24 protein-coding genes are annotated in these 23,702 nt (G+C 39.5%); 19 read left to right on the top strand and 5 right to left on the bottom strand.

Annotated features, from left to right (window positions below; all coding sequences use genetic code 11):
* Nucleotides 1-256: 256 nt before the first annotated feature.
* A complete protein-coding gene (locus tag B5G52_RS17735) occupies nucleotides 257-1,213 on the top strand; it encodes a kinase (protein WP_087533978.1) in 957 nt (318 codons plus the stop codon).
* A 1-nt stretch (nucleotide 1,214) separates the two neighbouring features.
* Nucleotides 1,215-2,189 carry a Gfo/Idh/MocA family protein gene (locus tag B5G52_RS17730; protein WP_087533977.1) on the top strand — a complete coding sequence of 325 codons (975 nt, stop codon included), beginning with the start codon at nucleotides 1,215-1,217 and terminating at the stop codon, nucleotides 2,187-2,189.
* Nucleotides 2,190-2,191: 2 nt separating this feature from the next.
* Here the strand turns inward: B5G52_RS17730 and B5G52_RS17725 are convergent, their stop codons facing one another.
* Nucleotides 2,192-3,031: a hypothetical protein gene (locus B5G52_RS17725; RefSeq protein ID WP_140394348.1), complete on the bottom strand. Its 840-nt coding sequence runs from the start codon at nucleotides 3,029-3,031 to the stop codon at nucleotides 2,192-2,194.
* Between the two features lie 212 nt (nucleotides 3,032-3,243).
* On the opposite strand from B5G52_RS17725, the gene upp reads away from it, so the two are divergent.
* From upp to B5G52_RS17700, 5 genes are all read left to right on the top strand, one after another.
* A complete protein-coding gene (upp, locus tag B5G52_RS17720) occupies nucleotides 3,244-3,873 on the top strand; it encodes a uracil phosphoribosyltransferase (RefSeq protein ID WP_087533975.1) in 630 nt (209 codons plus the stop codon).
* A 24-nt stretch (nucleotides 3,874-3,897) separates the two neighbouring features.
* Nucleotides 3,898-5,133 (top strand): uracil-xanthine permease family protein, encoded by a 1,236-nt coding sequence (locus B5G52_RS17715; protein ID WP_087533981.1) that lies wholly within the window; start codon nucleotides 3,898-3,900, stop codon nucleotides 5,131-5,133.
* Nucleotides 5,134-5,291: 158 nt separating this feature from the next.
* The gene (locus B5G52_RS17710; RefSeq protein ID WP_087533974.1) at nucleotides 5,292-7,016 is read left to right on the top strand and encodes an HAD-IIB family hydrolase; all 1,725 of its coding nucleotides are present in this window, start codon (nucleotides 5,292-5,294) and stop codon (nucleotides 7,014-7,016) included.
* The gene (locus B5G52_RS17705) at nucleotides 7,009-8,232 is read left to right on the top strand and encodes a glycosyl transferase (protein WP_087533973.1); all 1,224 of its coding nucleotides are present in this window, start codon (nucleotides 7,009-7,011) and stop codon (nucleotides 8,230-8,232) included. The genes B5G52_RS17710 and B5G52_RS17705 overlap by 8 nt, the downstream gene beginning before the upstream one ends.
* Nucleotides 8,233-8,247: 15 nt before the next feature.
* Nucleotides 8,248-10,020 (top strand): sugar phosphorylase, encoded by a 1,773-nt coding sequence (locus tag B5G52_RS17700; RefSeq protein WP_087533972.1) that lies wholly within the window; start codon nucleotides 8,248-8,250, stop codon nucleotides 10,018-10,020.
* Nucleotides 10,021-10,079: 59 nt separating this feature from the next.
* On the opposite strand, the gene B5G52_RS17695 is transcribed toward B5G52_RS17700, so the two are convergent.
* Nucleotides 10,080-11,156: an ABC transporter substrate-binding protein gene (locus B5G52_RS17695; protein ID WP_087533971.1), complete on the bottom strand. Its 1,077-nt coding sequence runs from the start codon at nucleotides 11,154-11,156 to the stop codon at nucleotides 10,080-10,082.
* Between the two features lie 156 nt (nucleotides 11,157-11,312).
* On the opposite strand from B5G52_RS17695, the gene B5G52_RS17690 reads away from it, so the two are divergent.
* Nucleotides 11,313-11,702 (top strand): cytochrome b562, encoded by a 390-nt coding sequence (locus B5G52_RS17690; RefSeq protein ID WP_087533970.1) that lies wholly within the window; start codon nucleotides 11,313-11,315, stop codon nucleotides 11,700-11,702.
* Nucleotides 11,703-11,767: 65 nt separating this feature from the next.
* Here the strand turns inward: B5G52_RS17690 and ykgO are convergent, their stop codons facing one another.
* Both ykgO and B5G52_RS17680 read right to left on the bottom strand, forming a co-directional pair.
* On the bottom strand, nucleotides 11,768-11,911 hold the full coding sequence (ykgO, locus tag B5G52_RS17685) for a type B 50S ribosomal protein L36 (RefSeq protein ID WP_087533969.1): 144 nt from the start codon (nucleotides 11,909-11,911) through the stop codon (nucleotides 11,768-11,770).
* Nucleotides 11,912-11,920: 9 nt separating this feature from the next.
* On the bottom strand, nucleotides 11,921-12,172 hold the full coding sequence (locus tag B5G52_RS17680) for a type B 50S ribosomal protein L31 (protein WP_087533968.1): 252 nt from the start codon (nucleotides 12,170-12,172) through the stop codon (nucleotides 11,921-11,923).
* Between the two features lie 208 nt (nucleotides 12,173-12,380).
* On the opposite strand from B5G52_RS17680, the gene B5G52_RS17675 reads away from it, so the two are divergent.
* Nucleotides 12,381-12,665, top strand: a complete 285-nt coding sequence (locus B5G52_RS17675) for a hypothetical protein (RefSeq protein WP_176372576.1) — start codon at nucleotides 12,381-12,383, stop codon at nucleotides 12,663-12,665.
* Between the two features lie 4 nt (nucleotides 12,666-12,669).
* Here the strand turns inward: B5G52_RS17675 and B5G52_RS17670 are convergent, their stop codons facing one another.
* Nucleotides 12,670-13,557 carry a LysR family transcriptional regulator gene (locus tag B5G52_RS17670; protein WP_087533979.1) on the bottom strand — a complete coding sequence of 296 codons (888 nt, stop codon included), beginning with the start codon at nucleotides 13,555-13,557 and terminating at the stop codon, nucleotides 12,670-12,672.
* Nucleotides 13,558-13,660: 103 nt separating this feature from the next.
* Between B5G52_RS17670 and B5G52_RS17665 the strand changes: the two genes are divergently transcribed.
* From B5G52_RS17665 to B5G52_RS17620, 10 genes are all read left to right on the top strand, one after another.
* On the top strand, nucleotides 13,661-14,830 hold the full coding sequence (locus tag B5G52_RS17665) for an MFS transporter (protein ID WP_087533967.1): 1,170 nt from the start codon (nucleotides 13,661-13,663) through the stop codon (nucleotides 14,828-14,830).
* A 91-nt stretch (nucleotides 14,831-14,921) separates the two neighbouring features.
* Nucleotides 14,922-15,737: a 2,5-didehydrogluconate reductase DkgB gene (dkgB, locus tag B5G52_RS17660; protein ID WP_087533966.1), complete on the top strand. Its 816-nt coding sequence runs from the start codon at nucleotides 14,922-14,924 to the stop codon at nucleotides 15,735-15,737.
* A gap of 154 nt (nucleotides 15,738-15,891) precedes the next feature.
* A complete protein-coding gene (locus tag B5G52_RS17655) occupies nucleotides 15,892-16,578 on the top strand; it encodes a response regulator transcription factor (RefSeq protein ID WP_087533965.1) in 687 nt (228 codons plus the stop codon).
* A complete protein-coding gene (locus B5G52_RS17650) occupies nucleotides 16,575-17,912 on the top strand; it encodes a sensor histidine kinase (RefSeq protein WP_087533964.1) in 1,338 nt (445 codons plus the stop codon). Before B5G52_RS17655 ends, B5G52_RS17650 begins: the two co-directional genes overlap by 4 nt.
* Before the next feature lie 89 nt (nucleotides 17,913-18,001).
* The gene (locus tag B5G52_RS17645) at nucleotides 18,002-20,137 is read left to right on the top strand and encodes a TonB-dependent receptor (protein ID WP_087533963.1); all 2,136 of its coding nucleotides are present in this window, start codon (nucleotides 18,002-18,004) and stop codon (nucleotides 20,135-20,137) included.
* Between the two features lie 46 nt (nucleotides 20,138-20,183).
* Nucleotides 20,184-20,480, top strand: coding sequence for a hypothetical protein (locus tag B5G52_RS17640; RefSeq protein ID WP_087533962.1), 297 nt, complete (start codon nucleotides 20,184-20,186; stop codon nucleotides 20,478-20,480).
* A 20-nt stretch (nucleotides 20,481-20,500) separates the two neighbouring features.
* Nucleotides 20,501-22,048: a PepSY domain-containing protein gene (locus tag B5G52_RS17635; protein ID WP_087533961.1), complete on the top strand. Its 1,548-nt coding sequence runs from the start codon at nucleotides 20,501-20,503 to the stop codon at nucleotides 22,046-22,048.
* 2 nt (nucleotides 22,049-22,050) lie between these two features.
* Nucleotides 22,051-22,344: a DUF3325 family protein gene (locus B5G52_RS17630; protein ID WP_087533960.1), complete on the top strand. Its 294-nt coding sequence runs from the start codon at nucleotides 22,051-22,053 to the stop codon at nucleotides 22,342-22,344.
* A 175-nt stretch (nucleotides 22,345-22,519) separates the two neighbouring features.
* Nucleotides 22,520-23,068: an NAD(P)H nitroreductase gene (locus tag B5G52_RS17625; RefSeq protein WP_087533959.1), complete on the top strand. Its 549-nt coding sequence runs from the start codon at nucleotides 22,520-22,522 to the stop codon at nucleotides 23,066-23,068.
* Between the two features lie 194 nt (nucleotides 23,069-23,262).
* Complete coding sequence (locus tag B5G52_RS17620) at nucleotides 23,263-23,640, top strand: hypothetical protein (protein ID WP_087533958.1); 378 nt, start codon at nucleotides 23,263-23,265, stop codon at nucleotides 23,638-23,640.
* Nucleotides 23,641-23,702: the final 62 nt, after the last annotated feature.

Raw genomic sequence — 23,702 nt, 5'->3', positions numbered from 1 at the left:
TAGATGAGTTTGATTTTGATATGAACTTACTTGACGAAAACGCACAGCCAGTGAATCCACTGAAGAGTGTTGTTAATCAGTAATATTTAACTTAATTCAACAATGTAAGCGCCTAGCAGTAAGGGCGCTTTTATACTTAAAGCCCATGCAATTTTGTGTGGGCTTTTTTTGTAATAGCTCTAACAAACTGACTAAAGCATTTTATCTACAGTTAGTTATGCCATACTACGCATTGGTTTTGTTAACGTAGGTGTGTATGTCTTTTTATCTGCCTTTAATTCGTCTTCATTATAAGAAGATTAAAATCACAGAGACTATTACTTCATTATGGAGTGGTTGTGGCGAAATAGTACGTTGTCGTTTGGACGATAAAGCGTGTGTGATTAAAGCGATTAATGTTCCCAAGCACATTAATCACCCGCGAATTTCACAAACGCAGTTTGCGATTAACCGTAAACGTTGTTCTTATAATGTTGAGTACCATTGGTATTTACATTATGCGCCGCAATTACCTCAGGAATCTCGGGCGCTTAGTTGTTTTAAAGCCATAGAGCATGGACCACAAAAGGTATTAGTATTTGCTGATTTTGCAGCAGATGGCTTTACTAATGCACAAGTACATCAACGACACATAGCAGCTATTCTCAAATGGTTAGCATATTTTCATGCATTTAACTTTGAAGTTAACCTCGATGGTCTTTGGCAACAAGGCAGTTACTGGCACTTAGCAACTCGCCCAGATGAATATGAAAAAATGCCTGATAGTGCACTTAAACTACAGGCAAAAAATATAGATAAAATATTGCGTGAGTGCCAATATAGGACGCTTATTCATGGTGATGCAAAGCTTGCAAACTTTGCTGTTAATTGTTCTACGATGGACGTTTTAGGTTATGATTTTCAATATACCGGTGGCGGCGTTGGTGTTGTTGATGTCATGTACTTTTTGGGTAGTTGTTTGAACGAACAGCAGCTAAACGATACAGCCGATGATTATTTAGCTAACTATTTTAAGTACTTTAGCGATGCGATGCAGACGTTTGGTCATGCTAAATCTACGCCCGTCGTTATTGATGCTTGGCGGGAACTTTGGCCCGTTGCGTGGGCTGATTTTTATCGCTTTTTAGCAGGTTGGAGCCCAGAACATACAAAGATCAATACCTATATGCGTAAACAATTTCAAATTACAAAAATAAACTTTGGAGCAAGGTAGAATGACAAAACAGATTCGTTGGGGCATGATTGGTTGTGGTGCGGTGACTGAGGTGAAAAGTGGGCCTGCTTATCAGCACACAGAGGGCTTTGCTATTCACGGGGTGACCCGCAGAGATACCGCTCTTGCTGAAGATTATGCTAAACGTCATAACGTGCCTTTGGTGTTTAAAACTGCGGATGAGTTGATTGCCAGTAATGAAATAGATGCAGTGTATATTGCCACGCCCCCAGATAGTCATTTGAAATTGGCTTTAATGGTAGCAAAAGCAGGTAAACCTTGTTGTATTGAAAAGCCCCTCGCACCAACGTTAGTGCAAAGTGAGGCAATTCTTGCTGCCTTTTCTGCTAAAAAAATTCCTTTATTTGTTGCTTATTATCGTCGCTCTTTGCCACGCTTTAATAAAGTTAAAAGCCTCATTGATGCTGGTGAAATTGGCTCTGTGCGTCATGTAAATTGGCATTTGAGTAAAGCCCCTAGCGAAGTTGATAAGTCCAGGGATTATAATTGGCGCACAGATAAAGACATTGCACCAGGTGGCTATTTTGATGATTTAGCCAGTCATGGCCTTGATCTGTTTGGTTATTTATTTGGTGAGTATCAATCAGTGAAAGGACTCGCTACCAATCAGCAAAATCTCTATGGCGCGTTTGATGCCATTAGTGCCTGCTGGCAACATAAAAGTGGAATTACCGGCTCAGGCAGTTGGAATTTTGGCGGCTTTTCACGCTTTGATATTGTTACTGTGTATGGTGAAAAAGGCGAGATAACTTTTAGTGTGTTCGATGAGCAAGCAATTAAAGTTGTCAATGCTCAAGGACAACAAGCATTCACTATAGAGAATCCAACACATGTTCAGCAGTATCATGTTGAAAATATGGCATCGGCATTACTTGATAATACAATTCACCCATCTACAGGCTATTCAGCAACCCATACAAGCTGGGTGATGGAGCAAATATTATCAAGTAAATAAGGTTAATTAAGTGGTAAATTGAACTTTGCTTTTAACGCAGAAATTAATAAGCTTCTTTCGGGATCAGTAAAAAGTTGCTGATGAAGCTTTATGATCTGATTTTGCATTGTCGTTTCTTTTAACACTTTATCAAATGTAGCAATGTTTAGCTTTCCTTGCTCTGAGCGAGAGCAGGCAAGATAACCAAATACTGCGTGGCTTTCTTCATCTATTGATAAAAAACGAGTTTTTTCGATTCGAGGGTCGTTTTTAAAGCGTTCTTTAAGCACCGTAGTGTACTCTAATATGGCGTCTAGCTTATTCTGGAATAACATTTCATGTAAACGTCGTGAGCTTTTATCACCATTGATGTCTACAAAGTTATCCGGGTGAGAGGCAATAAATTGATCGATGTGCTTGCCATAAGAGCGACCAGCAGAAATACCGATTAAAAATTTATGTTTTTGAATAACTTCCTCTAACGTTATATCTTGAGATAATTCTGGATGATTGTAAATTACTAATCGATTACTCGGAAAGGCCATGATTGGGTATTGGTTGAAAAAGGCACTTTGTTCGCGTTCACTATTTTTCACTTTATTGTACAAACACACATCAGGCATTGTTTGTAGCTGTTTCCATTCGCGTAATCGGCTTGCGGGTATAAATTCTAATACCGTAGCGGGGGATATTCGTTCCCCAATCGTTAGCATAATTTTATTTGCGATATTTTTATCAGCCTTATTATTTTCAGGAATGAAATCACTTACTATTTGTATCTTAGTTAGCTGCTTTTGCTCAGCACTAATCGAAGAAGCAAATAATACAAAGAAACTCAAAGCAAAAAATAAAGGGCTTTTCATGCCATGCGCCATACTTAAAAAAAACATAATAAACTATACCTGTTTAAGTTCTATTTGATAATAGATTGTTGCGTTAAATGACATAAATTGCGTATTTAATTCCACTATCGCAATCATTCTTAATTAAATTGATATGAGTTAGCATTTTTTAAAAGTCACTTTAGTATTTTTACGCTAAAATAAGGCAAGTTTAATTTCTATCAGGCACTAAAATGACAATTCATGTAATAAATCACCCTCTTGTTCAACATAAATTAGGCCTAATGCGCGAGTATGGCATTAGCACTAAAAGTTTTCGTGAACTTTCATCTGAAGTGGGTACGTTATTAACCTATGAAGCCACAAAAAACTTGCCACTTGAAAAAGTCGAAATTCAAAGTTGGGATGGTAATAAGCTTGAAGTAGAGCACATAAAAGGGAAAAAAATTACCGTGGTGCCAATTTTACGAGCAGGCCTTGGTATGATGGATGGCGTTATGCAGTTATTACCTGCAGCTAAAGTCAGCGTCGTTGGCCTGCAACGTAATGAAGAAACATTAGAGCCTATCCCTTATTTTGAAAAACTCGTTGGTAAAATTGACGAACGTTTAAGTTTAGTTATTGACCCGATGCTAGCAACGGGCGGATCGATGATCGCTACTATCGATATGCTAAAAAAAGCCGGCTGTAAAGAAATCAAAGTGATTGTGTTAGTTGCCGCTCCTGAAGGCGTAGAAAAAACATTAGCAGCGCATCCAGATATAGAAATTTTTACTGCATCACTTGACTCACATTTAAATGAAAAAGGCTATATCATTCCAGGATTGGGTGATGCAGGTGATAAAATTTTTGGCACAGTTTAGGTTATTACCGTGACTAAAAATAGTGTGAATCAAGAGTCAACCTTTTCTGTAGAAACTATCTTAACTGGGGCGCAAATGTTATTTGTCGCCTTTGGTGCGCTTGTATTAGTGCCACTGTTAACGGGTCTTGACCCGAATGTGGCGTTATTTACAGCAGGGATAGGCACTTTACTGTTTCATGTAGTGACAAAAGGGCAAGTTCCTATCTTCTTAGCGTCTTCATTTGCTTTTATTGCACCAATTATTGCGTGTGTACAAATGTGGGGCGTGCCTGCCACAATGGGCGGTTTAATGGCCGCAGGTTTTGCATATATGCTGTTAAGCATTTTAGTGAAACTAAAAGGCGTTGCGACATTACATAAAATATTACCTCCGGTGGTAGTTGGCCCGGTGATTATGGTGATTGGCTTAGCGTTGGCGCCTGTTGCAGTTAATATGGCTATGGGTAAAAGTGGTGATGGTTCAATCCAGTTGATAGCCTATGAAAAAGCTATTTGGGTGGCTGCATTTTCACTTTTAGTGACTTTAATCTTTGCTGTGTGGGGGAAAGGTGTTTTTAAACTTATTCCTATCTTAGCGGGTGTGGTAGCAGGTTATAGCTTGTCGTTAGTTCTTGGGATTGTACAATTTGATGCTGTAAGTAATGCACAGTGGATTGCTATGCCCGCATTTACGTGGCCTGAATTTAAATGGCAGGCAGTGCTATTTATGGTGCCTGTTGCTATTGCTCCTGCAATTGAACACATCGGCGATATGATGGCGATAAGTCAAGTGACCAATAAAGATTATCTTAAAAAGCCTGGTTTGCATCGAACTTTGTTTGGTGATGGTCTAGCCACTACTGCAGCGTCTATTTTTGGTGGGCCACCTAATACGACTTATTCTGAAGTGACAGGGGCGGTTATGCTGACACGTAACTTTAACCCTAAGGTGATGATGTGGACAGCAGTAATTGCGATCATTTTGGCCTTTGTGGCAAAAATGGGGGCTGGTTTACAGACTATTCCTGTGCCTGTAATGGGCGGCATTATGATTTTATTATTTGGCTCAATAGCGGTTGTTGGTCTTAACTCGTTAGTTAAATCGGGTGAAGATCTCACCGCCCCTCGCAACCTATCCATAGTTGCACTTATTTTAGTGTGTGGAATTGGCGGCATGCATATTGGTGGTAATGAGTTCAGCCTGCAGGGCGTCAGTTTATGTGCAATCTTAGGTATTGTGCTAAACCTAGTATTACCGAAGGCGCAAAACAGCGCATAGTAATCGAACATAACGTTAATTAATTGCACCAAAATAGCGCATTTCATATGCGCTATTTTTTTAACTTATTAAAAGTTATACATTTTAAATATTGGTCTGCTATCTGCATTTAGTATTATTAATATGAAGATGGTGAGATATGTAAAGAGGTCAATATAGTGGACATTACTCCGTTTTTAGCAAAGCATCAGTTACCCCTTAAATATCAGTATTTAAGTGAGCAATTCTTTATTCCTTTAGCTGAAGATATTATTGCAGCAAAGCCTTCAAATCAATCCATACTTGTAGCAGTCAACGGCTGTCAGGGCTCAGGTAAAACCACCTTAGCGGACTTTTTAGTTACCTGGATAAACAGTAACACTGAATTTAATAGTATTAGTATTTCAATTGATGACTTTTATTACAGCCGTGAACAACGTGCTAGTTTAGCCAAAGATATTCACCCATTATTTGCTACTCGAGGCGTGCCAGGTACCCATGATACCGAGTTAATGAAACAGACCATAACTGATTTACTCGCGGGTAAAAGTGGTATCGCCTTACCTCAGTTTGACAAACAAACGGATGATCCATTAGCGAAAGAGCAATGGCATAAAAACAAAAAAACTGTTGATATTATTTTATTTGAAGGCTGGTGCGTTGCAAGTAAAGCTCAGCAACCCTATCAACTAGAGCAGCCAATTAATCAACTTGAAGAAAGTGAAGATGAAGCGGGAGTCTGGCGTCGCTGCGTAAATAGTTGTTTAGCTAATGAATATCAAAGTGTATTTGGCTTAATTGATTACACGGTCATGCTGCAAGCCCCCTCATTTGAGGATGTGTATGGTTGGCGGTTAGAGCAAGAAAAAAAGTTATTAGCTAAAAAAGGCACCGGCAAGGGCACATTTGACGAGGCGAGTTTGGTTAGATTTATTTCTCATTTTGAACGCATAACGCGTGAGAACCTGCAAACTTTGCCCGAAAGCGTTGATGCCCTTCTGACGTTGGATGGAGCGAGAGACATCAGCGCAATGACTCTAAAAGCAGACTCAGTCCCCCAGCCGTTAATATTCACCGATTTGGATGGCACATTACTCAATCATGATGACTATGACTGTGCCGCAATTAAGCCTTTTTTAGCTAAACTGAGCGCTGCGGATGTGACAGTGGTTTTCAATACCAGTAAAACATTTGCTGAAGTGACGGATTTGCAGGCTATGTTAAATCATCACCAGCCATTTATTACCGAAAATGGTTCAGCGGTTTATATCCCCAAATTTTTCTTTCCAATTAAACCAATTGGCTGTGAAGAACTTGAGCTGTATTGGCGTTATGCGCTGGCACCTACTTGCGCAAAACTTCATGAAGATTTAATAAGCCACGCAAGGGAATTTAAAAACTGCTATCGCTTATTTAGTGAACTGAGTGCTCAAGAAGTCTCAGAGCTCACAGGTTTAAGTGTTGAACAAAGTAAACTTGCTTTGACACGAGAATATTCAGACCCAATATATTGGCAAGGAGACGATGAGCAGCTAGGTGCATTTTTAGCACTTATGGAACCACTTGATTATGAAGTATTAGTTGGTGGACGTTTTATTCATCTAAATAAACAAACCAACAAAGGACAGGCACAAAACTGGTTATTAAACCAATTTAAAATACATTATCGTCACCCATTTACCACGATTGCGTTAGGGGATAGCCAAAATGATATGGCAATGCTCGATGAAGCCGATATCGCAATTTTAATTACTAACCCAAACAGCAAGGCTAAAGCCAAATTGGCACATAAACCGTGGCATGTTAGTGAACGTCCTGCACCTTTAGGTTGGATTGATGAGGTGGCCGACTTACAGATTATTAAAGCGCAATTAGCGCCAACAAAGGAGCCGTCACATGGCTGATTTTTACCAAAATGGCATAATTACTACATTGCATAACATCGCAGATCGTCCGGTAGAAGAGTTAGAGGCAGAGCTGTTGAGTTTCTCTAAGCAGCGTCCAATGGGACTCATTTTACCCTCATTATACAGTGAGCTTGAAGGCCCAGCGCTACAAAATATAGTGAAAGAACTTAAACAAGTTCCTTATTTATCGCAGATCACAATCGGCTTAGATAGAGCTGATGAAAGCCAATACCGCAGCGCATTACAGTTTTTTTCAGAGCTTGACCAGCCACACCGGGTTTTATGGAATGAAGGCCCACGTTTACAAGCTCTCGATAAAGAATTGCAACAACTTGGAGTAGCGCCAAGAGAACTAGGTAAAGGACGTAATGTTTGGTATTGCATGGGTTATAAGCTTGCCACCTCAAAGGTCGAATCAATCGCATTACATGATTGCGACATTTTAACTTATAATCGAGGGCTCTTAGCGCGTTTAATTTATCCGGTTGCACACCCTCGCTTTAACTATGAGTTCTGTAAAGGGTTTTACCCGCGTACAGCCGACGGCAAAATAAATGGCCGGGTGTCTCGTTTGCTTGTCACGCCGCTGTTACGTTCATTTAAAACAATTTTGGGTAGCACAGACTATTTGGAATATATGGATTCATTTCGCTATCCATTAGCGGGTGAATTTTCGTTCCGCCGAGATGTACTTAATGATATTCGTATTCCAAGTGATTGGGGCTTAGAAATTGGCGTATTATCTGAGATGTATCGTAACTATTCACATAACCGTTTGTGCCAAGTTGATATTGCAGATAACTATGACCATAAACATCAGGTACTTTCACTGGATAATCAAGCAGCTGGATTATCAAAAATGTCGATTGATATTACCAAAGCATTATTTAGAAAACTAGCCACACAGGGTGTTACATTTACTACCGAAACCATTCGCTCACTCAAAGCAACATACTACCGCATTGCGTTGGACTTTATTGAAACATATCACAATGATGCGATGATGAATGGTCTTACATTAGATATTCACCAAGAAGAAAAAGCAGTCGAAATGTTCGCGCAAAATATCATGAATGCTGGCGAACATTTTTTACAACACCCAATGGAAGCGCCTTTTGTGCCAAGTTGGAACCGCGTAGCGTCTGCCATGCCAGATGTATTCGCACGATTAGAAGAAGCGGTAGAGCTTGATAATAAAGAGTTTTCAGCATAAAAAATGGGGTAGGGTATGAGTAAAGCGTTATTTGAACAACGGATTGAACAGCATTTAGCAAGCATATACGAAGGTGTTGATCTATGTATGAGTATTGATACGCTAGCTAGCATGTTGATCACCACCATGTTAAAAGATGATCCAGTACGCGACCCAACGCCCCATAAAAATCGCTGGGATCAGCAAGACGTTATTCTTATCGCATATGGCGATTCTATTATGCGTTATCAAGATGCAGATCAGGCGGTAGCTGTACCGAGCGAACCGCCTTTGCATACCTTACATCGGTTTATGAAAAATCAATGTGCAGGAACAATCAACGCATTACATATATTACCATTTTATCCGTATAGCTCAGATGAAGGCTTTGCGGTAATGAACTATGTTCAAGTTAATGAGTCGTTAGGGAGCTGGGAAGATATCCAAGGTATTGCTCAAGATGTAAAACTTATGGCGGATTTAGTGATCAACCATTGTTCAAGCCGAAGCCGTTGGTTTGAAAATTTTATACAAGGTAAAGAGCCTGGTCTGAGTTATTTTAAAACTGCGAACTTAACGGATGATGTATCTGGCGTTGTCAGGCCAAGAACGTCCCCTTTATTAAACACGGTACAAACAGCCCTAGGTGAACGTCATGTATGGTGTACTTTTAGTCCAGATCAGGTCGATTTAGACTTTGCAAATCCATTAGTCCTTAATGAGTTTGTGGGGATTATTCGCCACTATTTAGACAATGGAGTAAAGATTTTTCGACTGGATGCAGTGGCCTTTTTGTGGAAAGAGCTGAACACTTCGTGCATTAATTTACCGCAAACACACGAAGTGATTCGTTTATTACGGACTTTAATAGAACATGTAGAACCAAGTGCAGTTATTATCACGGAAACGAATATTCCAAACCGTGAAAACTTATCTTACTTTGGTAATGCCAACGAAGCCCATTGTATTTATAATTTTTCCTTACCTCCATTACTATTACATACCTTACTCAGTGGCGATAGCAAAGCACTAAAGCACTGGATGATGAGCATGCCACCGGCACAAAATGGGACTGCTTACTTTAATTTTATCGCCTCACATGACGGTATTGGTTTACGCCCAGCAGAGGGGTTGCTTGATGAGCAACAACTTGGTCAAATGGTTAATACCATTAGTCGATTTGGTGGCAAGGTTTCTATGCGAACCGCAAATAATGGCACCAGTTCACCCTATGAATTGAACATCGCATTATTTGATGCTTTACAAGGTACACACAAAGGAGTTGATAAATGGGGGCTGCAGCGTTTTGCGTGTGCTCACGCTATTATGTTTGCCTTAGAAGGGATCCCTGGTTTATACATCCATAGTTTACTTGGTACAACCAATGATTATGAACGATTTGAAAATAGCCAACATAATCGCTGCATAAACCGTCATCGCTGGCAAGAGAAAGCACTGCTTGAAAAACTATCAGATCAAACAAGTCATCATTATCATGTCTTTACTCGTATTAATAGCTTATTGGCGATACGTAAGCAGCAAGATGCTTTTCACCCTAATGCAACGCAATTTACACTGCATTTAACGGGGGCGTTGTTTGGTTTTTGGCGGCAAAGTATCGATCGCAGACAAAGTATATTCTGCGTTTATAACATTAGCGATGAACCCCAAACATTGGTCTTAGCTGATCTTAATTTAATTGACACCGAGCAATGGTTTGAGCTTATATCGGCTCAAGCCTTAGATAAAGATTTACAGACATTTGAACTTGAACCTTATCAAGCATTATGGTTATCAAATAAACAATAACGCTATGTTTAAAAGGGTAGACAGGTTGAGGGTTTTTAGTTAGTGAGTTAATTAAAGCCCTAATAATTAGCGGCATCTAATAGGTTATCAATTGTAAATGGCCGCCACGAAGCAGATGTTTTACTGAACATGCGAAAATCGATGTCTTTTAACTTATTGTTATTGATACGTTTAGCCAGCTCTTTATTTTCACTGGAAAGCGGTTTAAATATAGCAGTAACTTGGTGGGAAGCGGGCCACTTAATGGGGTCTTGGTGGTGATCATAAATTGTAATAAGCCCTAAAGCCCCTAACAGAACATGTCCACCGAGAGAAACATCTAACGGCGTTAAATCTTTTGGCGGGGCATCCCAATTCACACCACCCACTAAAATATTTTGTTTTTTTAGTTTTTTAATGGCTCTTTTAGCACCAAAACCAATCGCGTCATTTGCGCACCAAATAATATTAATTTCAGGTGCAAGTTGTAAAAAAGCCATGGTTTTAATGTAGCTTTCATCTTCTGACCAATTTGCGACATCTTGGGCAACAATATTGAGTGATTGTTTTTGCTCTGCAAATCTTTGCAAGCCTTGAGCACGCTCGATAGAGGCCGCAGTGGTATAGTCACCTAATAAAGCAAGCATATTAGCTGGCTGATTAGATGTTAATGTATGCTTGTTAAAAAGTAGATGAGCGAGATCTTTACCTGCATTATAGTTGTCAGGTATCACACTACCGATAATGTTTAAGTCATCACGGTGTAGAGTAGCGAGCTTATCGGGATCTGGCTTATTGAGTAAAAAATAGATAGGAATGTCTTTGGTATTCAATTTGGTTAAATATTCACTAGCAACACTTTTTTCATCAACCAAAATTAGATAGTCAGGATTATCAATGACCGCTTGGCGGATCAGTTCTTTCATTAAAATATGGTTTCGATTAGCGTATTTTACAGTCAAATTTATTGCTAAATCATCGGCAACATTTTGTATTTGGTTAGATACTTTAAACCAAAAGTTACCCGTATTGTTATCACCATCAGCAGTATTAGAGAATCCCGGATTAATGAAAGTGACATTTAAGCCATAAACGTTAAATGAATTTAACAGTATAAAAAAACATGAAAGGTATGTAGATAACCGGGATAAAGGCATTTGAACTCACTTAATTAATTAATAAACGAACAAATCCTTGTAGGACTAGAGCATACATAACAACCTTACTTGAGGGAAGGCTATATTTCTAACTAGAGTGCTATATAATATGCATTCTAGCATATCTGTCGCCATCAACCTTTAGGGTTTTATTTAATGAAAGCAATTTTGTGTGTGTTCGTATTACTATTTAGTCAAAGTGTCTTCGCTGTTAAAGAGAATAACTTAGAAACCAACATGAAAAATATGGGCCTTGCTTATAAGCAAAGCGTGCAAGCAACGCAACTGCACGAGTTTAATCTGGCGATCGATGAATTTATAACGCTAGTAGAACAAAGCAAAGTTGTTGGATTTAATAAAGAAGTACAAAAATCACTGCAAGGACTTGATAAAGTAATAGCGAAAGCAAAGTTGGCAAAACAACTTGCTAATAGTGAGGGGGTAGAGGCAGCGAAAAAACCTTTAAAAGCGATTGATGGCTTGCGTAAGCAGTATCATGAATTACATGAGCCACCAGGGTTTTGGGAGTTATTGTTTGGTAAGTAGCCCCATCGTTTATTTGTGCGCGTTATAATAAAGCGCACAAATTGCTCAACGCCCTCACGGGCACGTTACTTTTTCCCTTTCTTTTTCATACCTTGCACAGCTTTGAAGCGTGGATTGTCTTTACAGATCACAAACACACGGCCTTTGCGCTTTACAATTTGGCAGCCTGGGCGGTTTTTAGCACTTTTTAACGAGCTTAATACTTTCATAGAGCTCTCCTATTTAGTCGCGAGGTTTTTAAAGCGGCGATTGAACGCTGCTACACGGCCATCACTAGCGACTGTCTTCTGCTTACCAGTATAAAACGGGTGAGAATCACTCGACACATCAATCGGCACATAAGGGTAGGTTTTACCATCTAGCTCAATAGTGCGGTTCGTTTTTATTGTTGAACCAATAATAAAATAACTGTCAGCAGCTGTATCGTGAAAAGCAACAGTTTGGTAGTCAGGGTGAATATTTGGTTTCATAATGAACTCCATGTTATATGATAGTATAACTATAATTTATAGTAAATAAGAATCTTTTGCAAATAGTATTTTGCTCGTTAAATAACATTTTTGTTTGCAATTTATACAAACAAGTCAAAAGATGAGCAGTCAGTATAAAAAAACTGGCTATTGGCATTTAGCCTGTTATAAATAGGATGTAATCGAGCAAAAGGAGGCAAGCTTTAGCATGAGCGAACACATTCAACAGAGCACCGATGAGCAAAGTCAGCAGATAGATCAAAGCGTGATGGATACACTACGAAGCAAAGATAATTCATTACTCGCTCAGCAAATTGATCCACTTAGTTGCACTCATAACGACATTGTGGAGTTACTTGCACAGTATTTGGCATTGAGCGATCAAGATGATGATGATTTGTTTGATACGTGGTTTGATGGGCTCAATAAAGCACAGCACACTGTGTTAAAAGTATTTGAGGTGTATCGCGGTCAATTCGAGCATCAAGAATAACAGCTTATAAAGTGAGTTTTGGCTGTATAAAGTCTAAAAATGCAGTAATACGTGATGAAACAGCACTGTTTTTGTAATAAACAGCGTTAACAGTCTCGCGCGGGTTTGGGCTTATTATGTCACTCGTTAATACCTGCACCAGCCGTCCTGCGGCTATATCTTTATTAATCATAAAATTTGACAACAATGCCAGCCCTTGATGCTCAAGGCACAGTTGTCTAATTGTCTCACCACTGCTGGCAGTAATGCTAAAGCGCAGATCGGGTAAATTTTTTAATGGCCATTGGTTTAGAGCTTTGTTGTTACTAAAGCCAATTAGTTTGTGTTTGTTTAAGTCATCAGTGTTGAATACTGAGCCATTACGGGCAAGGTATTGTGGGCTTGCAACCAGATAAAGTTTACTGTTACCAAGTAGGCGGGCATGTAAGTTTGAGTCTTTTAAATAACCAATTCGAATGGCTACATCAGTTTTGTATTCAAGTAAGTCATGAATGTTATCAGCCGATGCTAAATCGAGTGTGATATCAGGGTAAACCTCATTAAAGCCGGCAATCAAGGGAGTAATTTGGTGCAGCACAAAAGGGCTTGCGGCATCTACCTTTAAACGTCCTGCGGGTTTTTTATCGAGTAGTGATAGCGCTTCACTGCCTTTTAATATTTGATTTATCCCTTCGCGGGCAAACTCTCTATAAACATGACCTTCTTGGGTTAGCTCTATACGACGGGTTGTTCTGTTGAGCAAAGTTGTTTGTAAGGTCTGTTCCAGTCGATTCACTGAGCGTGATACTTTTGCAACTTGTACATCTAAGATACGCGCCGCGGCAGAAAAACTCCCTGCATCAACCACACTTAAGAATGCTTCAAGATCTTCAGTTTTAACTTTCATTGTAATCACTTTATCATTTTCGACAAAAGTATTTTGCCATTAAGGCTGTTTTTTGCAAACAAATATTCGCCCACACTCTGTTTTTCATTTAATTACTGAGGATTTTATTATGCCATTGGCATTATGGGCGCTTACTTTGAGCGCATTTGCGATAGGAACAACCGAGTTTGTAATTGTCGGCTTAGTGCCAACAATCGCTAACGATTTAGCCGTGAGCCTACCTTCTGCCGGACTGTTGGTGAGCTTGTATGCCTTGGGTGTTGCAATAGGGGCACCTGTATTGACTGCGCTTACAGGGCATTGGCAACGCAAAACTGTATTAGTTGCGTTAATGTCGTTGTTTATCATGGGCAATTTACTCGCTTGGCTTGCACCTAGTTACGAAACGCTCATTGTAGCAAGGATATTAACGGGACTTGCCCATGGTGTGTTTTTCTCTATTGGCTCTATGATAGCCACAGGTTTAGTAAGTAAAGATAAGGCAGCCAGTGCGATTGCAATTATGTTTACCGGGCTAACGGTAGCCTTGGTTACTGGAGTGCCGCTTGGTACCTGGATTGGTCAAGAATTTGGCTGGCGTAGTACATTTTTAGCTGTTTCATTACTGGGTTTAGTGGCGTTGGTGGGCAGCATCATATTAGTGCCAAATAATTTAGCTAAATCTACGCCTGCACGCGTTAAGGATCAGCTACAAGTATTACTTAAGCCCCGTTTATTACTGGTGTATTTAATCACTATTTTAGGTTACGGCGGTACATTTACAGCATTTACTTACCTGGCACCCATTTTGGAGCAACAAGCCGGATTTAGTTCATCCTTCGTTGGCTTAATTATGTTGGGTTACGGTGTTTCTGTGGCTATTGGTAATATATATGGTGGCAAACTGGCGGATAAACATGGACCAATTTCAGCATTAAAAGTGGTATTTATAGGCCTGACTGTGATTCTATTTGCACTCACATTTACTATGAACTCACCTTGGCTGATTGTTGCAACAGTGCTGATTTGGGGGGCATTTGCCTTTGGTAATGTACCCGGATTACAGCTGTATGTAGTGAAAGTTGCTGAGCAAGATGCACCAAAAGCCGTTGATGTTGCTTCAGGTTTAAACATTGCGGCATTTAACGTAGGCATCGCATTGGGCTCAATAAGTGGTGGATTTGTGGTTGAGCATTTATCGTTACAAGATACAGCATGGATAGGTGCGCTTATTTGTTTGACTGCTTTAGCTGCGACATTTTTGGCCGGCCATATTGATAAATCAAAAACGGCTACTTAAGGGCACATTCAGTGATTGTTTGTCATCATGACTTGAAATACATGTTTACGACCACAGTCACTTATTTAATTTAATGTTATAAGGAGATGTTATGACTCAGCACGTAATTGAAATGCCTGACTTAGGTGTAGGTACGTTCCGCTTAGAAGGTAAAACGGCCTATAACTCGGTAAGTATGGCGCTAGAAGTAGGGTTTAGGCATATAGATACAGCGCAAGTATATGGCAATGAAGCGCAGGTTGGACAAGCTATACAAGACAGTAACATTGCGCGTGAAGAATTATTTATTACGACCAAGGTATGGAACGATAAGTTAAATAAAGCGAGCTTTATCGACAGTGTCAAAGAAAGCTTAGCTAAGCTTCAGGTTGAACAAGTAGACCTATTATTGATCCACTGGCCTTCACCGAGTAATAGTGAGCCTATGAGCGAATATTTAACCGAATTGAAGAAAGCCAAAGAGCTGGGCTTAACAAAACATATAGGCGTATCAAATTTCACCATTGCTAATTTGAATGAAGCAATGCAAACACTTGATAGCCGTGAAATTTTCACTAACCAAATCGAAGTTCATCCTTATCTTACTAATACTAAGCTGCGTGCTTTTTGTCAGCAGCATGATATTCATGTAACAGCGTATATGCCGTTTGTAGTGGGTAAGGTACTTAAAGATGACACGGTACTCGATATTGCGAAAAAGCATAATGCATCGCCTGCCCAAGTTGTACTGGCGTGGATAAATGCCAATGGCATGACCACAATTCCATCATCTACTAAGCGTGAAAACCTAAAAGATAATTTTGATGATTCAGTTAAATTGGATAACGACGATATCGATCGTATTAATGCGCTCGATTGTGGCGATAGGCAAGCTAGCCCAGAGTTTTCGCCGCAATGGGATGAGTGAATTATAAAATAATCCCAGTCTAAAACTCACATCTGAGCGCGGCGAAAAGCCGCGCTTTTTATTTTAAAGCCCTATGCCTTATTTACATCGCTAAGCGCAATGATTAATATAAAAATAATAGTAATTATCGTTTGTGTTAATTTTAGGTGCTCCAGTGGCGAAAATAAAAGTTTTATTAATTGAAGACGATAATATCTTAAATAATTATCTCACCGATCTATTGGTTAAATCAGGTTACTGTGTTGAGCAGTGTTTTGATGGTTCAACTGGTTTAGAAATAGCTCAACGTCAACAGCATCATCTTATTTTACTTGATAAAATGCTCCCTAAGTTAGACGGTGTATCACTTTTAAAAACACTGCGCGAAACCAGTCAACAGCCTGTTATTATGGTTTCAGCCAAAGGCGCTGAGGAAGAACGGATTTTAGGCTTAAGCCATGGTGCAGATGACTACGTTGCTAAACCATTTAACACCCAAGAACTGCTACTTAGAATTGAAAGCCTACTCAGGCGTAGTCAAACCAGCGTTCAGCCTAATAGCCAAGTAGAAATAAGCATTGATGGCCTAATGCTGAATGCTGCCAAGCAAGTTATTAATGTAAATGGTGAAGAGCTTGAGTTCACACCTATACAGTTTAAATTGCTTTGGGAGCTTGTGTCGCACCAAAATCAAATAGTCAGCAAAGCAGACTTATATCAGGCGGTACTCAATAAAAAATTAGGCGCTTATGATCGCAGTATCGACATGCACTTGAGCCGAGTACGCAGAAAACTAACAGAAGCAAACTGGCTAGGAGAGCGCTTACAAACAGTACATGGTAAAGGATACTGCTTTAAATGAAGCGTAAATTACTTTGGAAGTTGTGCTTGATTATTGCTATAGGCTTGGTTGCTTTTTTTTATGCATTAAGTGCTTTAACATCTAAAACAGAAGAAGGTATGAGCTTTATTGCAGATAAAGACCGGAATCAGTTGAAGGCATGGGGAAAGCAGGTTGAGCAACTTTATCTATCTAATCAACATGATCAGTTAGAAGCTTTACTGGAATCAATAAGAACGACAGAAAATACCCGAGTTTCTGTTGTTCGTTTCAAAATAGAACATCTAGCGGGTGAAAAACCGGAAAAACACATCGTTGGAGCTTATCATTTTGGACGCAGTGTTGATTGGAAAATTCATCTATATTTTGAATACAATCCAATAATGGAGCTACCATTTAAAAGTAGTACTGGCAGTTTTTTGATCCAGTTACCAGAGCGAATGAGACCTGGAACATATTGGCGAACAACGAGACTTTTGATGCAAATAATTGCGCCTATGGCAGTATTAATTCTACTCTCTATCTTATTGTATAGGCATATAATTACTCCATTAAAACAGTTAGATAAAGCCACTACAGCATTCAGTAAGGGTGATTTTGATGTAAGAGTTAGAAAGCATCTAGGTAGTCGAAATGACGAGTTATCTCATTTAGCCACCACATTTGATCAGATGGCAAGTCGGATAGGTCAGCTTATTTCAAATCAACGGCAACTGATTTCAGATCTATCCCATGAATTACGTACACCATTAACACGACTAGATATTGCAGTTGAGAGCTTTGAAGAGAGAGAAAGCCAGTATCATTTAGATCGTATAGCGAGAGAATCACAACATATTCGTAAGTTGGTAGAAGATACGTTAACGTTAGCTTGGCTAGAAAATGAAGAACCTATTATTCAACAAGAAGACGTTGATTTGGTTGATTTGCTCGATGTGCTGATTGAGGATGCAAAATTTGAATTTCCAGACCGTAATATTTCATTAGATACACCAAGCAATGCTCTGATTCAAAATACTAGTCATAGAGCTCTGTGTCCAGCCATTGAAAATATAATTCGAAATGCGTTGCGTTATACACCAAAAGGTAAATATGTTTGGGTTAAATTAACGCAGGCTAATGATTACTACTGTATTGAGATTATTGATCAAGGCCCTGGTATCCCTGAACAATATTTGGATCGGATCTTTAATCCATTTTTTCGTGTTGATAATTCTAGAATGGCTGAAAATGACAGCTTTGGCTTAGGCCTTGCCCTTGCAAAACGCCACCTGAATAGTGTTAGGGGAACAGTCACGGCAAAAAATGAGACACTAGAAGGTCTATCTGTTGTGATAATGATTCCTATTTCTTAAATGTAACAATTGTAAAAGTTGTATCATCAGTGAACTTAAATGGTAATAATTCTTAATTAAGTATTTAACACTTATTTGAGACCCAATTCATGCCATCTGTATTAATAAATAAAACGTTTGTAAAAACCAGTATTGCCAGTGCTGTGGTAGCGCTTTGCTTCAATGCCAATGCGGCTGATCAACAAGAGTCTAAAAAAGAAAAGAAAATAGAAAAAATCACAGTTGTGGGTGCTACAACAAATTCAGAAATTACACCTCTTGAGCTTGAAAACTACCAAGCAAACGATTTAGAAGATATTTTCCGTCATACCCCATCAATCACCGTTGGTGGCTCGTTAGGCATTGCACAAAAAATATTTGTACGTGGTATGGAAGACTCAATGGTCAATGTAACCGTTGATGGTGCACCGCAAACCAGTACATTGTTTCATCATATTGGTCGTGTTGCGATTGAACCTGAACTATTACAAAGTGTAGAAGTGCAAGCTGGTGCCGGTGAAGCAACATCCGGTACAGGTGCTGTTGGCGGCGCTATTCGCTTTAAAACAAAAAGTGCTGATAACTTACTCAGTGATAATGAGCAATTTGGTGGTATTGCCAAGGCGAGCTACTTTAGCAATGACGGTCATAAAGAAAGCCTCTCTCTATACGGAAAACTCACAGATAAAGTGGGTGTTTTAGCATCCTATGTAAACGTTAACCGCGAGAATATGGACGACGGTGATGGCGAAGAAATACCGGGTACAGCAGCCGATCAAACCCTTGCATTTATAAAGGTTAACGCCGAGCTGACAGAAAATCAAAACCTTACCCTTAGTTACGAAAACCGTAAAGAAGAGGGGGAGTTTGGTAAACAAACCAACTGGGCACCACTTGAAAGTGATCCACTATTTATGTCGTGGGGAGAGCGTGAAACCATCGTTTTAAATCATGCGTGGTACTTAAATAGTTTAGTAAACTTGGAAACAACGATTTACCAAACTGAGTCGTCATTTAAACGTGAGCTTTATACTTGGGATGCATCAATAAAAACAACGGGTTTTGATATTCGCAATACCAGTGATTTAGGTATGCATACGCTAACATACGGTATTGAGCAGAAAGTCGATAAAGTGCATGCGCAGTCTTATGAAGATTTTGGTGGGATTTTTGATGAAGAAGGCACAGTGACCGCGGTATATATTCAAGACCATTGGCAATTAAGTGATGCCCTATTACTTAGCTTTGGTGCGCGTTATGACGCGTATGAACTTGATCACAGTGGTGTCGAAGTTAGCTGGGTACAAGTTGATGGTAACTGGATTGTAGAAACCGATGCCAGTGGTGCACCTGTCACAACCTTAGATGGATTCTCAACAGATAAGCAAGATGGAGTCAGTGGCAACATCGGTTTTGAGTACAGCTTTACAGAATCATTAAAGCTATCTGCTGGGTATGCGCAAGCACTTAGAGGCAGACAAGTAGCTGATGCCTTTACTGTTGGCGAGCTTACACCAAATCAAGACTTATCACCAGAAGAGGTTGATAACACTGAACTTGGCTTAGTCTATAACGACGGTACATGGTTGTTTGAAGCATCACTTTACTTAAGTGTAATTAATGATGTGGTGTTTGATAAATTTAAAGGCCGTGAAGGGGTATTTTACGAAAACATAGGTGATTTAGAAACCAAAGGCCTTGAACTTGTGTCGGGTTATCAAGGTGATAATTTCGATGTTATCGTAAGTTATAGTCATAACGATGTTGAATTAAATAACGCCTCATTTGTGTGGCCGGATGCCAATGACGCTTCTACTTACAGCACTGTTAATTTCGACGGCATTCAAATGGCCGCTTACGAGTACGGCGGTTTAGGTAACGCAATTGGCGACTCTATTAATGTTAACTTTAACTACCATGTGAATGAGCAAATTAAGTTTGGTTTAAACTATAACCATGTTGCGGGCCTCAATGATATAGAAGTATTCCACCGTTCAATTGAGCTGGGGTGGATGAGCGAACTCGAAACAATTAATAAGCCAGGGTACGATTTATTTGATGCCTATGTAACCTACGAGCCGCTTACAAATTTAAGGTTTGACTTATCAGTACAAAACTTACTTGACGAATCTTACTTAAGCCACGGCAGCGTTGCTGACTATGGCCACATACCTGGCTATGAAAGTGTTGTAGGTATTAAAGAGCCTGGGCGTGATATCCGCCTGAGCGTGTCATATAAATTTTAACTCCTGAATGAGGTAGGTGCTTTAATAAAGCACCTACCGCTAATCAATGAATCTGACAAAAAAACACCTCACTGCAATCGATGTAACTATTCGTGTGCTTACTGCGTTAGTTGGCGGCTATCTTGTGGCAATGCTTGGCGCAATATTGATTGGTAATCATTTATTGAACGATAAAACAAACAGTATTATCACAGGGTTAATGCTTAGCTTTATTTTTTACCTAATCACTGTGTTATTTGTATTTGCCACTAAAACAACAATACGCGCTTTTGCCGTTGTAGGTGGTTTATGTATTTTACTTTATTTTTTTAAATTACTATTTGCAGGGGCCGCAGTAGTATGAAACAGCGATTTAGACAATCCATGAACTGGCTACACACGTGGTCGGGCTTTGCATTTGCTTGGTTACTGTTTTTTATTTTTGTAACGGGCACTGTAGGCTATTTTGAAAATGAAATAGACCGCTGGATGAAACCAGAAATAGCCATTGTCAATGAGCCAATTGATGACTTAACTATTTTAAATGTGGCGCAGCAGCAACTCACCGCCAATGCACAAGACGCAACTCAGTGGTATATTAGTTACCCCTCAACGCGTGATCCATATATTGATATTTCGTGGTTGCAACCAGCAAATAAAGAGACTGGGTCAAGTAGGCAATGGCATGAAAAAAACCTTGCGCCTAATACCGGTGAGCTTATAACCACCAGAGAAACCAGTGGCGGTGAAACACTATACCGATTGCACTACAATTTACATTATGTCCCTGTGGTTGTTGGTTATTTAGTTACCAGCTTAGCGACCATGCTTATGCTGATTGGTTTAGTTACAGGGGTGATCATTCATAAAAAAATATTTATCGAATTTTTTACCTTTCGTGCCAACAAGGGGCTACGGAGCTGGCTTGATATTCATAACATCTTTAGTGTGTTGCCACTGCCTTTTCATTTGATGATTACATACAGCGGGCTTATTTTATTAATGGGTGTGTCATTTGCGCCTGTTGTTGATGCAACCTATGGTGAAGGCCAAAAAATGCATCGCCAGTTGTATGATGAAACACAAGCAGAAAACACAAAAACGCAATTTATAGCGTTACCTGCTGAGAATTTATCACTTGAAGCTGCATTAATTGATGCAAAATCACGCTTTAAAGATCAGGCAGTGAGTTATTTAGGCTTGATAGACCGTAATTCTGAGCAGCCAGGGTTTGAAGTGTGGTTTGATGCGCAAGAGGGCATTGAGTTTGCAACGCTGATCACCTATCGAGTTGTTGAAAACAAAGTACAAATAGAGCAAGCCACAGGTAAAAAGTATAGTGCAGCAGAGGTATATGATGTGCTGGAGCATCTACATGAAGGCACATTTGCTGATATTTACTTAAGATGGTTGTACTTTCTATCAGGCTTACTCGGGGCGGGTATGATTGCAACTGGAATGATTATTTGGGTGCAAAAACGTAAAAAGCAGCAAACGAGGTTTATCAATGTGATAGACAAGCTCAACGCTTCTGTGGTTGTTGGCTTACCCATTGCCATAGCCGCTTACTTTTGGGCAAACCGTTTATTACCTGTTCAAATGGCTAGTCGTGCCCAGTGGGAAATGCATAGTTTATTTATTGTATTTGCGCTGTGTTGTTGTTTTTGCCTGGTGCGAGCCCCAGAAAAAGCCTGGCAAAATATGCTGTGGTTGGCAGCTGCGGCCTATGCCTTGATACCACTGGTTAATATGCTGACAACTAAACACAGTATGCTAGCAAGCTTACAAAGTAGCGATTGGTTAATGCTGGGGTTTGACTTAAGTATGCTGACTTTTGCTGGGTGTTTTGCTTTTGCGGCGGTTGTGCTGCAAAAGCGAAGTGTTATTACTTCTTCAAACTCACATATAAAGCAAACAGTAAAAGGTATTTAAATATGCTGATATTACTGCAAATAATACTGCAATTATTGGGCTTTACACTGCTGAGTTTATCACTGCAACGTCATTACAATGATGTCATTGGTCAAGCCCGGCGCTTAAAAAAAAGCACCTATCTATTGTTTCGATGTATAGGTATAGCATTACTTATCGTTGCAACCGTTAATGCAATTAACACATGGGGCACAGCACTTGGCTTAGTGTATGCTTTTGCAACCACTACACTGGTAGCGACTACATTAGCTATTTTATTCGCTTACGTTACAAAATTAAAGGCGATGCTTGAGTAGCTAATAGGTTACCCGCACGACAATAGTGTGACTGTATTGAGACCCTAATGCTTCTTTGTATTCTGGCTTTTAATTTTAAACATATTGTGTTGTTAACTTATTTACTGACTTACTCGCACCTATACTTCAATAAATCATCAATGGTATGCTACATTTTTTACTTTTGAGAATGATTATGGATGCTATTGAGCTTTTATTGACCCGACAATCCGACCCTCGTTTAACACAGCCCGCGCCGAATGATGAACAATTAGCCATTATTAAGCAAGCTGCACTGCGTGTGCCTGATCATGGTTGTATCGCTCCGTGGCAATTCATTGTTGTACAAGGTGAAGGGCGTGATCGCTTAGGTGAAATATATTATCAAAGCGCAGTTACAGAACAACAAGATGAGAAAGTGATTTCACGAGCAAAGGAATTACCTCTGCGCGCACCGATGATCATTATTGCTATTGCTAAATACCAACAACACCCGAAAGTACCGCGAATAGAGCAAGTACAAAGTGCTGGATGTGCTGTTTTAGCAATGCAACAAGCCGCATTTGCACAAGGCTTAGGTGGTGTTTGGCGGACAGGTTATTTTGCTCAAAGTGAGCAAGTGAAAGCACAGTTAAGCTTAAATGAGTTAGATGAGATAGTGGGGTATTTATATTTAGGTACCCCTGAAGTTGATTGTAAAAAAGCAGCAAAACATAAACCAGAGCACTTTTTCACAAATTTATAGTAGACAAAGGAACTTAATACTTTTTAATCAGTCATACTCTATTAAGCTAGCAGCTGATATGGTGATATTAGCTGCAGACTGTGAAGAGTGCTAGGAGGCAATTGTTTATATTCTTCTTCAGTTTGTTTTTTAATCTGTTATTTTTTGTTACTGTATGGAATGTCTTAACAATAACAATAAAGAAGACGAGAACAATGGGAAATTTATTTTTACGTGAAAAAGAAAAATGGCTAACCTGGTCATTATGGGGGGTAGTCGGTTCCGTGCTGACTCTTTATACCGCTTTTAGTACGCAAACTCCTCATTTAGTGGCTATTTCTTCAATTTCAATTTTAGTTGTACTAACTTGGTGGATGCAGCGTACACGCCGTTTTGATTTTGGTCGTGCATTTAAAGTGTGTTTTTATGTATTAATGTTGAGTATTTTGCCTGCATTTGTATTAGTGATCATGCCAAGTGATGATTTGAATAAATTTGACCTAATATTTCAATGTTTAAGTTTTGCCATTTTAAGTTTATTAGTATGTTTAGTTTGCTCGTGGATTGCTAAGCGTCCAAAGCAATATTACTAATTTTCTCTTTTTCATTAATAGGGCTTTACAATCAACTCCGTAACACCTATTATGCGCGCCGT

Origin of the sequence: Pseudoalteromonas sp. A601 (assembly GCF_002165575.1) — a bacterium.
Lineage (GTDB): Bacteria > Pseudomonadota > Gammaproteobacteria > Enterobacterales > Alteromonadaceae > Pseudoalteromonas.
The sequence above is the reverse complement of the archived record's forward strand: the minus strand, read 5'-3'. Positions and strand labels throughout refer to the sequence as shown.